This window comes from Solimonas fluminis, from assembly GCF_002930645.1.
GTDB lineage: Bacteria > Pseudomonadota > Gammaproteobacteria > Nevskiales > Nevskiaceae > Solimonas_A > Solimonas_A fluminis.
In genome coordinates this window covers 307,950-321,084 of record NZ_PSNW01000005.1, presented here as the reverse complement: position 1 = coordinate 321,084, position 13,135 = coordinate 307,950, and the positions used below count along the sequence as shown (strand labels likewise).

The following is a 13,135-nucleotide window of genomic DNA, read 5'->3' as shown; positions in this document are numbered from 1 at the left end:
GGCCGGATCGTCCTTCAGGCGCCCATAGGCCTCGGAGAGCTGCCGCAGCGGCTCCATCAGGGTCTCGGCGACGAACTGGCCGCCATAGGGGCCAAAATGGCCCTTCGCATCGGGAAAGTCGTAGGCCATCGTGTTGCCCGGCGAGCGGCAAAGGCTCAGGACTCGCCGGCACTGGCGGGCAGGAAGCGGAGCAGCTGGTTGCGCAGGCTCTCGTCCTGCTGGAATTTCCCGCGCAGGCTGCTGGTCAGCATGGAGGCTGCCTGCTTCTCGACGCCGCGCATCAGCATGCACATGTGCCGGGCCTCCACGATCACCGCAACACCCCGCGCCAGGGTGACCTGCTCGATGCACTGGGCGATCTGCTCCGTGAGGTTCTCCTGGATCTGCAGGCGGCGGGCGAACACATCGACGATCCTGGGAATCTTGGAAAGCCCGATGACCTTGCCGGCAGGCAGATACGCCACATGCACCTTGCCGAAGAACGGCAGGATGTGATGCTCGCAGAGCGAGTAGAACTCGATATTCCTCACCAGCACCATGTCCTGGCTCGTGGACTGGAAGACCGCACCGTTCACCAGCGACTCGATGTCTTCGCGATAGCCCCGGGTCAGGAATTCGAAAGCCTTGGCAGCCCGGTTGGGGGTGCCCACCAGCCCTTCGCGCCTAACATCCTCGCCGATGCCTCGCATCAGTTCCCGGTACAGGCCCGCCAGGCGATGCTCCTGGGGGGCATCGACCTCGCCCTCCGGTCCGGCGGTTTCGAATTCCTTGGATTCGGTCGAAAAGGGGTGAAGGTCGTCCACGGCGGTTTCCTATACAATAGATGAACAGTGGCGATGCTACATCGCTTCCTCTTCAATAGCTATACAAAAGAGATCTGCGCCGTCTCGAGGGTGAGCCTCCAATGAAAAGCACCGACCCCCAACCCGCCGCCGCCCGTGAGGATGCCTATCGCATCGCGGCGGTTTCGAGGCTGACCGGGATGCCGATTCCGACGATCCGCATGTGGGAGCGCCGCTACGGGGTGGTGGCCCCCGCCCGCAGCACCGGCAACGGTCGCCTGTACTCGCGGAGCGACATCGACCGGCTGGTGTTGCTAAAGGCGGCGGTGGACGCCGGGCATGCGATCGGCACCATTGCCTCCTTGAGTGACGACCAGATTCGCGCCCGCCTCGGCGGCGCGATGCACCGGCTGCCGCCCCAGGCGCGCTCGAGTTGCCGCATCGGCGTGGAAGGCGCGGCCCTGCTGGATCGCCTCCGCCAGGCTTGGAGCGCGCGCACGGACATCCAGCTCTCGGCGGCGTCAGCATCGCCCGACAGCCCGGGCGAGGAGGGGCTGGATGCCTTGATCGTCGAGATCGCCACGCTCGCGCCGCCCGCGCTGAAAGCCCTGAGGCAGCTCCGGTCCGCAGTGCGGCCGGGCCTGACCGTCGTGGTCTACGGATTCGGCACCCGCCAGGCACTGGCGCGCCTCGATGAGGAAGGCGTGCTGGCCGTGGGAATGCCGGCCGATCCTGCCCACCTGGCGAGAATCTGCCTGCTGGGGGTTGCCTACGCGGAGTCTCCCAGGGGCGGCATCGAGCAGATGCTGCTCCAGCCGGCCGGCCCTCGGCGCTACGACGCGCAGTTTCTCGCCGCCATCGCACGCCGGCCGGGCGCCATGCGCTGCGAATGTCCCAGCCATCTTTCGGATCTGCTCGTAAAGCTCAATGCCTTCGAGCAATACAGCCTGGAATGCGAAAGCGCTGAATTGGCGGACGCCTCGGTGCACGCGCTGCTCTACTCTGCGGCGGCTCATTGCCGCGAAGTGCTGGAGCATGCCCTCGAGCGCGTGCTGGCGCACGAAGGCGTGCAGCCGCCCCCGGCGCCGTTGCGGCAGGGCGGCGCCGATCCGGCATGACGCCGATCCGGAGGCCCTCGAAAAAAAGAGGCCGGCAGAGTCGGCCAGGGCGATTGATCGTCGGGGGGCGCTTGGGAATGAGCAGGAGAGCGCCGGATCAATCAGGCTTCAGGATAGGCGACGCGTTCGGTATTGTAAAGCTTTAGTTAAGTTTTACTTAAAAATAAGTATACAAAAGATTTTCAAGTAGATAGAGTCTCGGTCGTCAGGATTGTTCTGGGACTGCCGATGAGCTACTTGCTGATAACGGGCGCGAGCGGAGGGATCGGCCAAGCCGTGGCCCGCCTGGGTGCCTCGCGAGGCTTCGACCCCATTTGCGTCGGCCGTTCGGACGAACGCCTGGCGGATCTGTTTCCCGGCTTCCGCCGCCTCAGGGCCGACGTCAGCACGGAGGAGGGCGTGGAGGCCGTTTTTTCCGCCCTGGAGGCGGCGGATATCGTCCCGCAGGCCTTGGTGCACTGCGTGGGTTCCGCTCGGGCCGGCTCGCTGGAGCGGGCCCGGCTCGAAGATCTGGCCGAGGCCCTGCGGATCAACCTTCACTCCGCGTTCCTGATGAGCCGGCAGTACGCCGCCTTGCTGCGCCGGCGGGTGCTTCCCGGCAGCGTCGTGCTGTTTTCCTCCGTGGTGGCCCGTATCGGAGTGGCCCAGCATGAACTGATCGCCGCGGCGAAGGCGGGCGTGGAGGGCTTTGCGCTTTCTGCGGCGGCCAGCCATGCCGAGCAGGGAGTGCGGTTCAACGTGGTTGCGCCGGGCCTCACCGAGACGCCGCTGACACAGAAGATCCTGGCCGGCGGCGCGGCGCGTGCCGCCGCCGAGCGGCAGTATCCCCTGCGGGGGGTCAATCAACCGGGCGATGTCGCCGAGGCGGCGCTCTGGCTGGCCTCGCCGCAGTCGAGCCGCGTGACGGGCCAGGTGATCGGCGTCGATGGCGGCTTTTCCCGAATCCGTCCCCTGGTGCGCTAGACGCCATGTACGAGACGCTTCTCAACGAGCATGTCGATGTGCGGCGACCCTTGCAGGATTGCTTTCGCTACCTGCTCGATTTTTCGACGGCGGAGCAATGGGACCCCGGGGTGTACCGGGCGGAAAAGCTGACGCCCGGACCGGTGCGCCTGGGTTCGGAGTTCCGGCTGGTTCTCGCCGGCCTCGGCCGCGGCACGGTGATGCAGTATCGCCTGACCGGCTTGCGCCACGGAGAGTCCTTGCACCTGACGGGGGTGGGCGACGGCGTGCAGGCCGAGGACTCCATCCGCTTCCTGCCGCTGGCGGCAGGCCGGACGCGCATCAGCTACGCCGCGCGACTCCGGCTGCCAGGGTTCGGCGGCCTGTCCGGGCCCATCCTGCAGCCGCTCCTGACGCGGCTCGGCCGCCGTGCCGTCGCCGGTCTCGGGGCGGCGCTCGAAGAAACGCGGCCCGGCATTTCCGGCCCGCGATCGCCCACCCTGTCGCAGCGCCTGCTGCTGCCCGCCGCGATCGGATTCACCGAGCGCGGCTACCTGGCGATGCCGCGCAAGGCGCTCAGCCGCTTCATGGACGGGAAGACCGTGCTGATCACCGGGCCCACGAGCGGAATCGGGCTGGCGGCGGCTTGCGAGATCGCCCGGCTCGGGGCGAGATTGATCCTGGTGGGCAGGCACTCGCGCAGGCTCGAGGCTGCCGCGGAGGTCATCGAGGACTTTGCGGGAACGCCGAGCGGCCTGCGGCTGATCGAGGCCGACCTCTCGGAGCGGGAGCAGCTGCAGCGGGCGGCCGGCGAAGTCCTGGCCCTCGAATCGCGCCTTGACGTTCTGGTCAACAACGCCGGCGTGCTGCTCGACCGGCGCGAACTGACGGCCGAGGGGCAGGAACGATCCCTGGCGACCAATCTCCTGGCGCCGCTGCGCCTGGCGCGCGCGCTCATGCCCCTGCTGGCGCGCTCGCAGGGACGCGTCATCAACGTCTCGTCGGGAGGGCAGTACCTGCAGGCGCTGGGTCGCGATTACCCGGCGGGGAACGATGGCCGCTTCAACGGCATCAGGGCCTATGCCGAGGCCAAGCGAGCGCTGGTCTCTGCCAGTGCCAGCCTGGCGGCCCGGCATCCCGATGTCGCCTTCCATGCGATGCACCCGGGGTGGGTTGCGACGCCTGGAGTGAACCGCTCGCTGCCGCGATTCGAGCGTGCGATGAAGCGATGGCTGCGCGACGCCCGCATGGGTGCGGACACGATCGTATGGCTGGCGTCGGAAGATGCCGCATTGCTCGGCACCGGCAACTTCTGGCTGGACCGCCGCGTGCAGCCCAGGGATGTGCTGCCGACCACCGTCATGCTTCCTGAAAGGGAGCGCCAGTTGATGCTGGCCCTGGATTCCCTCTCGTAAGGCGGGCGCGCGAGGTCGCCGTGCGGAACGGCGAGGTGGGCGAACCGGGCGCGTGCACGCCCAGTGCCGATGATCAGAGGAAGAAATCCTGGTTCTCTCCGCCCAGGAGGGCGCTGCCGAAATTGCGGGCGAAAGGAACCGGATGATTGGCGATGTGGGCGCGGGCGACGTGCAGGTCCAGGAAGCGCTGCTGGATTTCACTGCCGCTGTATACAGAGCGGCCGCCGGCGACCGAGAACAGGCTGTCGACCACCGACAGGCATTTCTCGATCACGACGGACGCCTGGTACCGGAACTTGATCCGATCCAGCATCGAAACGTCCTCCCCCGCGGCTGCCCGGTCCATGAGGTGTCCGAGGTTGCGGTACATCACGACCTCGATCTCGTCCAGGCAATGGGCGGCCTCCGCGATGCGTCGCTGCGTGTCGACATCCGCCGCCAGCTTCGTGGGGTCGTTTGACGAGGGGCCCTTCACGCCGGCGATGTGGAGCTCCAAGGCGGCCTTGGCGGCTCCGATGGCGGCGCAGGAGACGGTGCGTACGAAGAGCTGCCCCCAGGGTATGCGATACATCGGATGGCTGTCGGGAGTCACGCCCGGATTGGTGAGCCGGAAGCCGTCCGACTGACGGTGAGTGCGGTGATGGGGCACGAACGCGTCCTGCACCACGATGTCGTTGCTGCCGGTGCCCTGGAGGCCCATGGAATGCCAGGTGTCCTCGACGCGATAGTCCGACCTCGGCACCAGGAAGGTCCGGTATCCGTCGCCGGGAACGATGGCGCCAAGCAGTGCCCAGCTGCAGTGGTCGCTGCCGCTGGACCAGGCCCAGCGCCCGCTCAGGCGAAAGCCGCCTTCCACGGCGGACACCCGGCCGACCGGGGCATACGCCGACGAAACCAGGGTGTCCGGATCGCTGCCGAAGACATCGTCCTGCGCCCGGCGATCCATCAGCGCGATCTGGAATGGGTGTACCGCGATGATGCCGCCCGCCCAGGCGGTCGACATGCAGGCCTCGCCCAGCATGACCTGCAGGCGGAAGAATTCGGCGGGCGGCAGTTCCATGCCGCCGAACTGCCGGGGAAGAAGGGCGCGGAAGAATCCGCAGGCCTTGAGGTCCGCAATGGTCTGGTCGGGAAGGCGCCGCAGGGACTTGGCTTGCGGCGCGCGCGCCCTCAATGCGGGCAGCAGGGCCCGAACCTGCTGATGAAGTCCTGGCGCGGCGTCCGTCGCGGACGACGGCGGGGTCAAGGGGATCATGGGCCCGGCTCCGAAAAAGGTCTTGCAGTCAATGAATCTTGTCGGCGGGTGTCAGTGTCTCGATGCGAAGCTGCTCCAGCCCGCGCCGCACCCAGGATTTGATGGTGCCGAGGGGCGCGCCAAGAATGCGGGCCCCCTCCGCATGGGAATGTCCGGCGTAGCAGGTCAGCAGGATGCTGTCCCGGACGGTAGCGGGCAGCGCAGCAAGCGGTGCCGCGAGGCGGCGAAGCGCCAGGGCCACGTCGGTTTCCCGTTCCAGATCGACACCGTCGTCCGCCTGCGCGGCCGCGATGGATTCGAGCTCATCGAAGCATTCCTCCGGAACCTTCTTCCGCAGTGCATCGATGCCCTGGTTGCGCGCCACCGCCGCCAGCCAGGCCATGGCCGATCCCCGCGAGGGATCGTAGGTCGAGGCCTTCTGCCAGATTCTCAGGAAGCACTCCTGCAGCACGTCCTCGGCCATGTCGCGGCGCCCCAGTCTGCGGATGAGAAGGCCCAGCAGAATGGGACTTGCGGCCTCGTAGAGCCGCCGGAAGGCCCGGTCATTGCCCTGTCCCGTGGCGACGATGAGGTCGGCCAGGAAATCAGGCTCCTTGGCGCCCTCAGGCATGGGGCTGCCCGCCCGGGGTGGAGGCTGCGACGCGCGGGGCAAACCGGCAACTGCGCCTGGTGTCAAGGATTTGTCCATGTATCGAGTGCGGGGATCGCCGCGGTCCGCGGCTTCCGCGGCGGAGGACGTGGGAGGCCCGGAATCCCCACGGACCGGTGATCTCGACTGGACGGCGGCGCAGGTCTGAGCGGTTTGTCACGGCAGGGCCCCCATGGGATTTGGCGTTTATATTATGTATATTTTTTACCATACACAATATTTATATCCGAGCGGTGCTCAGCCTCACGAGGCGAGGCTGGCCAGCCCAAGCGCGACCGGGGAAGCTGCCGGCTGCAGTCCGGCTCCAATGAATGCCCCGGTCAGGGAGCCGCCTCCGGCCAATGCTGGGGAATACGGACCAGCTTCGAGGTGTCGTATCCCCAGCTGGCGATCAGGGCGGCGTAGCGGGCGTAGTCGTCGTCCGACATGTCCGGGCTGCGGCTCATGAGCCAGACGAAGTCGCGGCGGCTGCGGCCGATGATCGTCACCGAATAGTCCGGCTCCAGGTGCGAGATGCGGAACTCCAGCCCGAGGGGAAGCCAGCGAATGAAGCGCATGGCCCATAACGCGTTGCCGCTGCCCTCCTGGACGTGCCCTATGGGCCGGGAGATTTTTTCCGGGGCCTCAAAGCTGCCGGGCCTGCGGCGATAGGTGGTGCTGACGCGTCCATTTTCGAGCACGTAGCTTTCCACGGCGTTGTGTGCGTCGCGGTCGATGCCGGGAGGGATGTGGGCGATGACATACCAGTCGCCCATGAAGCGGGGAAGATCCACTTCGGGTGCCAGCGGAACGGCGGCGGATGCGCCGCCCAAGGCTGCGGTGCTCCAGGCCAGCAGTGATGCCAACAGGAATGCGCCCAGGTGTCTTCTCATGCCGTGCCTCCGGCCTTGCGTTTTCCTTTCCTACGCAAAATGCACGGCGATGGATGACGGGAGCGACCGTTCCGTCGCTGGGGCTCACCAGCCGCGGAGCGTCATGCCGATCAGCGGGGCGCCGGAATCCAGCGCTGGCGCTGCGACGGCGAAGGCTGAAGGCGCCGCCAAGCCCTGCCTCTCCCTGCGGGCAGAGGACGATGGGCCCACGCAGGATCGAGCCGGCGGCTCATGCTTTTCGGCGAGCCGGATCAGCAGGCTGGATCGACAGGAATCCGTCCGACCGGCGGGAGCAGGGACGCCGCGGCGTCCCTGCTCCCTCGACCGGGGTCAGGCCGCTTGCTCGATGGACACGACGTTGGCGCCCGCCACCGGCTTGGGTTCTGCGTTGACGGTGATGCGGCGCGGCTTTGCTTCTTCCGGCAGGCGGCGAACCAGGTCGACATGCAGGAGGCCGTTCTTCAGCGTGGCGCCCTGAACCTCGATGTAGTCGTCGAGCCGGAAGGACAGCTTGAAGGCGCGCTGCGCGATTCCCTGGTACAGGTACTGCGCATCTTCCTGGGCCGGCTCGCGGCGGGCGCTGCTGATGGTCAGCACGTTGCGGACGACCTGGATGTCCAGATCCGCTTCCTCCATGCCGGCAGCCGCCACCACGATGCGATAGGCATCGTCGCCGCGCTTTTCGACGTTGTAAGGGGGGTAGGAAGCAGCCTGGGTCGTCAGGGCGGTCTCGAAGAAGTCGCTCAAGCGATCGAAGCCGATGGAGGAGCGGAACAGCGGGGTCAGCGACATCGTATTCATAACAACCTCCTAGGTATTAGCGAAGTCAGGTCGAAGCCCGTACGGCGGCGCCTCGACGAGGCCGATGTAGGTGCCCACCCGGGATTTTCAAGGGGGCGCCAGGGTCAGCCCAGACCGCTCGAATGGGGCTCGGACCCCCCCTCCCGTCGCCGGTGGATGACCCCCTCATGAGGCCATGGTGGGAACCTTTTGCCCGGCGGCGCCGTTCTCCCACCCGCAGGCCGGGGCTTGAGGTTTTGCGGACTCGCCCCCAAGGGCTTGAACAGCGGGAAGCCGATCCGCGGGAGCATCCGAAGGTGGGAAATGACGTTTCGTCCATGGCATCGCCAATCTGATCCGTCCGTATCGTCCAGCGCTCGCGGAGGATCGAACCTGCTGCTGCTCGCCCTGGTCGCTGCGGTCGCCTGGCTCTATGTCAGGCCGCCGGCGGCAGTGCCTTCAGGGGAGCCTCGCGTCGTCGCCGCCCGCGGCGCCTTGGCGCCGGACGAGCAGGCGACGACGGCCCTGTTCGAGGCGGTGAGTCCATCGGTCGTCTTCATCAGCACGACGGGAAGTGCCGTCGATTTCTGGACGCGCAATGAGTTCGAGGTTCCGCGTGGTACCGGAACGGGCTTCGTCTGGGATGAAGCCGGCCATATCGTGACCAATTATCACGTCATCGCCGGAGCCACGAGTGCGGAGGTGCGTCTGGCGGATCAGCGCAGGTTTTCGGCGAGACTGGTCGGCGCGAGCCCTGACCACGATCTGGCGGTGCTGAGCATCGAGGTGCCTGACAAGGCTCCGCCGAAAATCGCCCTGGGGACGAGCCGAGACCTCAAGGTCGGCCAAAGCGTTTTCGCCATCGGCAATCCATTCGGCCTGGACCAGTCGCTGACCACAGGCATCATCTCCGCCCTGGATCGCAGCATTCCCGGTGAAGGGGGGCGCGAAATTCATCATCTCATCCAGACGGACGCTGCAATCAATCCCGGGAACTCGGGAGGGCCGCTCACCGACAGCGCGGGCCGGCTGATCGGTGTCAATACCGCAATATTCTCACCCTCCGGTGCCTATGCCGGCGTGGGTTTCGCGGTGCCGGCGGATACGGTCAACCGGGTGGTTCCTCAACTCATTGCGAAGGGCCGGTACTTCCGGCCGGCGCTCGGCATTACCGCCAATGACGAATTGTCCGCGAGGGTGGGTGCGGCCATGCAGATCACGGGCCTGCTCGTGCTGGAGGTGCAGCCAGGTTCGCCGGCCGAGCGTGCCGGCCTGCGCGGATCGCAATTCCAGCCGGAGGGAGGCTTGATCCCGGGCGACTTCATCACGGCCGTGGACGGCAGGACGATCGAAACGCTTGATGATCTTCTGGCGATCATCGACGAGAAAAAGGGCGGCGAGCAGGTTCGGCTTGCGATAAGCCGCAAGGGAAAAGCCGGCGTCCTCACGGCGCGGCTCGAGAGCGACGCTGCGCCTTAGCCAAGGGCAATGCCGCGGGAACCGGGTACTGACCGCTTCTGCAGAGGCTTCTCATCCGGAGGCGGGAGGCGCGGAGCCGGCAGGGAGATGGCCTTGAACCCTCCGCGCCTGACGGCGAATGGGCGTTGGTGGCTCTAACGCTAACGCCGGATATGTGGCTTGCAAAACGCCACATTTCCCTTCCCGCCGCTTTGCGAGTAGGTTAAGCACTCGCCCGCCGGGCGAAATCAACAAGATGCGGAGGGCACATGGATTGTGGCCGTAAGGTCGGACCTTCAGGTCCGGCATCTCGCGAGGGCTATGTCCCCGCGCAGCCGGGCTCCAAGCCACGGACCCCGGCACATTCGGATCGGCAAGACCCCGTCGTCGTAGCCGACGGACCTGCTGCCGTTCTCTTCCGGTTCACCGATCGCCTTTACCGCGCCTCGAACATCCGCGAGGTCTACCCGGCGGCGCTGGAAGCCATCATGTCCGCGATGGGCTGCTCCCGCGCTGCCATTCTGCTCTCGGATCAGGACAGCGTCATGCGCTTTGTGGCCTGGAACGGGCTGAGCGATGGCTATCGTGCCGCCGTGGAGGGCCACTCCCCCTGGCGATTGGACGATCCCAACCCGCAGCCGGTCTACATCCCCGACGTTGCGAGTGCGGATCTTGGCGGAGCGCTGAAGTCGGCCGTGCTGGATGAGCGCATATTGAGCGTCTGCTTCATGCCTCTCGTGGCCGAAGGCAGGCTCGTGGGGAAGTTCATGGCCTACCATGACGCGCCCCATGGCTTTGGCAAGGACCAGATCTCGCTGGGGGTTGTCGTGGCCCGGCAGCTTGCATTCACGATCGAGCGGCAGCGCAGCGCGCAGCAGGCCCGGGAGGCCGAAGCGTCCTTGCGGGAGGCGGACCGCCGCAAGGAGGAGTTTCTTGCCATCATCGCCCACGAACTCCGCAATCCCCTGGGGACGATGGCGCTGGCACTGGATGTTCTCGAGAGCTGCCGTGCGGATGCGCAAGCACAGAGCAATGCGCGCCAGGCCATCCGGCGCCAGAAGGATCTTCTCGCCCGGCTCGTGAACGATCTGCTCGACATCGCGCGAGTGACGCAGGGAAAGCTGGAATTGCGTAAAGGCCCTGTCATGGCCGCCGATGTCCTGAAGATGGCGATCGAGATCTGCCAGCCATTGCTGGACCAGAAGCATCAGCGCCTGGAAATCGCAGGCCTCGATCAAGGCCTTGCCCTGAATGTGGACCCGGCTCGCGTGGCCCAGGTGCTGTCCAATCTCATCGGCAATGCTTCGAAATTCAGCAACGAAATGGCCACCATATGGCTGGAAATCCAGGCCATGCCCATGGCGGTGGAGATTGCCGTGCGGGATGAAGGCATGGGGATTCCCGCGGAGTTCCTGCCGCATATTTTCGAGATGTATTCGCAGGATGATCGCACCAGGCCCCGCTCCATCGGCGGCCTGGGCATAGGGCTGCACCTGGTGAAGCGCCTGGTCGATCTCCATGGAGGCAGCGTGGAAGCGACGAGCCCCGGCCCCGGAAGAGGCAGCATCTTTACTGTCCGCCTTCCCAGGCCCGGCTGACCGCGCATCGCGCAGGCCGTGGCGGCCCGCCAACCCGCGGCGCCAGACGTGTCGCTGAACCCATGCATACTGCACTCACGCCGAGGTATCGATGCCGCATGCGGCAGGCGTCCGGTCTCCGGGCGAGCCGCCCTGGAAGACCCGTCGGGAGGGCTGGCGGCCTGGCGCCGGCCGGTGTCGCCCATGGAGCCCCGCGCCCCGCATTCTCCCCGGGCTTCCCGCTTGCTGCAGGAATGCAGGCAAACCCTTATCCCCGCCAGCGTTCGAGCAACCCGCATGCTAGATCCTCCGATTGGCCCTGAGCGCTTGAGCCGGCCCCTGGGCGCAAGACCCATTCGCGCCGAGGATTTCCAGAGCATGGTGGAGGCGATAGGGGACTACGCCATCTTCCTCCTCGATATCAATGGCGCCATTCGCAGCTGGAACGTCGGGGCGAAGAAGCTCAAGGGCTGGAGTTTCCCGGAGGTCGAGGGAAAGCACTTCTCCATTTTCTACCCCCAGGAGATGGTGGAACGGCAGTGGCCGCAGCACGAGCTGCAGCAGGCCCTCTTGATCGGACGATTCGAAGACGAGGGCTGGAGAGTCCGCAAGGACGGCAGTCGTTTCTGGGCCAATGTGATCATCACGCGACTCGACGACGAAAATGGAGTTCCCTGGGGCTTCACCAAGGTAACGCGCGATCTGACCGAGCGAAGAGAACAGGAAATCCTGCTTCGGACCAGCGAGGAGCGGTTCAGGCTGCTGGTGGAGAACGTGAAGGACTATGCGATCTTCATGCTCGACCCTGCCGGTTTCGTCGTGAGCTGGAACGCCGGGGCGGAAAAGAACACGGGCTACTCCAGCCGTGAAGTCATCGGCCAGCACTTCGGCATTTTCTATCCCGCGGCGCAGGCCGCATCTGGCGCGCTGGAGCGCGAGATGGCCGGGGCGCTGGAGACGGGCCGCTTCGTCGATGAGGGGTGGAGGCTCCGCAAAGATGGCACTCGCTACTGGGCGGGGGTGGTCTTGACGCCGGTATTCGACGAGCGTGGCAAGCACCGCGGCTTCGCCAAGGTCATGCGAGACCTCACGGACGCACGCCGTATCGCCACGCTGGAGTCCGAAAGCCGGCAGGTCTCTTCATACCTGGCGATGCTGGGGCATGAGTTGCGCAATCCCTTGGCCCCCGTAGTGAATGCCGTGGCCATACTGAAGCAAGTCCCCTGCGACTCGGAGATGGCGCGGGCAGCCAGTGAAGTGATCGATCGCCAGATCAGCCATCTCACGCGCCTGATCGATGATCTGCTGGATGTGAGCAGGATCACCAGCGGGAAAATCCGGCTCGACCGAAAGCCTGTCCCGATCGCGGACGTGATCGACCAGGCGATCGAGTCGGTGCAGCCCGCCATGAAGCAGAAGGAGCATACGCTGACGGTCACTGCGAGGTCCCCGGCGTGGGTGAGCGGTGACCGCGTCCGCCTGGTCCAGATCGTCACCAACCTCCTCGCCAACGCCGCCAAGTACTGCCCGCGGCACGGGCGCATCGACATTTCCACCGTGGTGGTGGGGGAGAGCGTGGAGATCCGGGTGAAGGATGACGGCGTAGGAATCCCGGCGGAACTGCAGGATTCTGTTTTCGATCTCTTTGTCCAGGGCGAGCAGGATATCGACCGGCCGGAAGGAGGCCTGGGGATAGGCTTGGCGCTTTGCCGGCAGCTGGCTCACCTTCACGGTGGAAGCATCCATCTGTTCAGCGCCGGCGAGCCCGGCAAGGGCAGCGAGTTCGTCGTGGAGCTTCCCGTCATCGTCAGGCCGGAAAGCCGCCTTGCACGCGACCAGCGGCAGAAACTGGTCTTGGTCGTGGATGACAATCAGGATGCGGCGAACATGCTGTCGATGCTGGTGGCATCGCTGGGCTACCGGGCAGAGACGGCATACGACGGCCTCGCCGCCCTGGAGGCCATAAAGCGGCTCGGACCCGAGGTCGTCCTGCTCGACATAGGCCTTCCGGTCATGAATGGACGCGAGGTGGCCAGGAGGATCGCCGCCGAGATCATCGATCCCCCGAAGCTCATCGCGATCTCCGGTTACGGGCAGGACAGCGACCGCGCGGCGAGCATAGAGGCCGGCTTCCAGGCCCACCTCACCAAGCCGGTCGAAGCAGGCCGGATTGCGTCCATGCTGAAGACCTTGCTGGTGGAGCCCTAGACGGCGTCGGCCGGACAACCCGGCCCGGAGGGTCGGCGCCGAGATTCCGCGCGCCAAAGCTGGATTCGTAATGGTGGCC

The 13,135-nt window shown here is 66.0% G+C and carries 11 protein-coding genes and 1 pseudogene; 6 read left to right on the top strand and 6 right to left on the bottom strand.

What is annotated here, in order from left to right; all coding sequences use genetic code 11:
- Both C3942_RS22965 and folE read right to left on the bottom strand, forming a co-directional pair.
- A pseudogene (locus tag C3942_RS22965) lies at positions 1 to 129 on the bottom strand (tryptophan synthase subunit beta); the annotation flags it as partial.
- Between the two features lie 26 nt (positions 130 to 155).
- Positions 156 to 713, bottom strand: coding sequence for a GTP cyclohydrolase I FolE (folE, locus tag C3942_RS11655; protein ID WP_207766061.1), 558 nt, complete (start codon positions 711 to 713; stop codon positions 156 to 158).
- A 191-nt stretch (positions 714 to 904) separates the two neighbouring features.
- Between folE and C3942_RS11650 the strand changes: the two genes are divergently transcribed.
- The 3 genes from C3942_RS11650 to C3942_RS11640 all read left to right on the top strand — a co-directional run bounded on the left by C3942_RS11650 (position 905) and on the right by C3942_RS11640 (position 4,257).
- Positions 905 to 1,900 (top strand): MerR family transcriptional regulator, encoded by a 996-nt coding sequence (locus tag C3942_RS11650; protein WP_104230502.1) that lies wholly within the window; start codon positions 905 to 907, stop codon positions 1,898 to 1,900.
- 228 nt (positions 1,901 to 2,128) lie between these two features.
- The gene (locus C3942_RS11645; protein WP_104230501.1) at positions 2,129 to 2,863 is read left to right on the top strand and encodes an SDR family NAD(P)-dependent oxidoreductase; all 735 of its coding nucleotides are present in this window, start codon (positions 2,129 to 2,131) and stop codon (positions 2,861 to 2,863) included.
- A 5-nt stretch (positions 2,864 to 2,868) separates the two neighbouring features.
- Positions 2,869 to 4,257, top strand: a complete 1,389-nt coding sequence (locus tag C3942_RS11640; protein ID WP_104230500.1) for an SDR family NAD(P)-dependent oxidoreductase — start codon at positions 2,869 to 2,871, stop codon at positions 4,255 to 4,257.
- Between the two features lie 73 nt (positions 4,258 to 4,330).
- On the opposite strand, the gene C3942_RS11635 is transcribed toward C3942_RS11640, so the two are convergent.
- The 4 genes from C3942_RS11635 to C3942_RS11620 form a co-directional block, all read right to left on the bottom strand.
- Positions 4,331 to 5,512, bottom strand: a complete 1,182-nt coding sequence (locus C3942_RS11635; RefSeq protein ID WP_104230499.1) for an acyl-CoA dehydrogenase family protein — start codon at positions 5,510 to 5,512, stop codon at positions 4,331 to 4,333.
- A gap of 28 nt (positions 5,513 to 5,540) precedes the next feature.
- Positions 5,541 to 6,122, bottom strand: coding sequence for a sigma-70 family RNA polymerase sigma factor (locus tag C3942_RS11630; protein WP_165797423.1), 582 nt, complete (start codon positions 6,120 to 6,122; stop codon positions 5,541 to 5,543).
- A gap of 359 nt (positions 6,123 to 6,481) precedes the next feature.
- A complete protein-coding gene (locus tag C3942_RS11625; RefSeq protein ID WP_104230497.1) occupies positions 6,482 to 7,033 on the bottom strand; it encodes a lipocalin family protein in 552 nt (183 codons plus the stop codon).
- Between the two features lie 330 nt (positions 7,034 to 7,363).
- A complete protein-coding gene (locus C3942_RS11620; RefSeq protein ID WP_104230496.1) occupies positions 7,364 to 7,834 on the bottom strand; it encodes an Hsp20 family protein in 471 nt (156 codons plus the stop codon).
- 303 nt (positions 7,835 to 8,137) lie between these two features.
- Between C3942_RS11620 and C3942_RS11615 the strand changes: the two genes are divergently transcribed.
- The 3 genes from C3942_RS11615 (at position 8,138) to C3942_RS11605 (ending at position 13,056) form a co-directional block, all read left to right on the top strand.
- Positions 8,138 to 9,292 carry a S1C family serine protease gene (locus C3942_RS11615; RefSeq protein ID WP_104230495.1) on the top strand — a complete coding sequence of 385 codons (1,155 nt, stop codon included), beginning with the start codon at positions 8,138 to 8,140 and terminating at the stop codon, positions 9,290 to 9,292.
- Positions 9,293 to 9,540: 248 nt separating this feature from the next.
- A complete protein-coding gene (locus C3942_RS11610; protein ID WP_104230494.1) occupies positions 9,541 to 10,869 on the top strand; it encodes a GAF domain-containing sensor histidine kinase in 1,329 nt (442 codons plus the stop codon).
- Between the two features lie 276 nt (positions 10,870 to 11,145).
- Complete coding sequence (locus tag C3942_RS11605; protein WP_279331118.1) at positions 11,146 to 13,056, top strand: PAS domain-containing hybrid sensor histidine kinase/response regulator; 1,911 nt, start codon at positions 11,146 to 11,148, stop codon at positions 13,054 to 13,056.
- Positions 13,057 to 13,135: the final 79 nt, after the last annotated feature.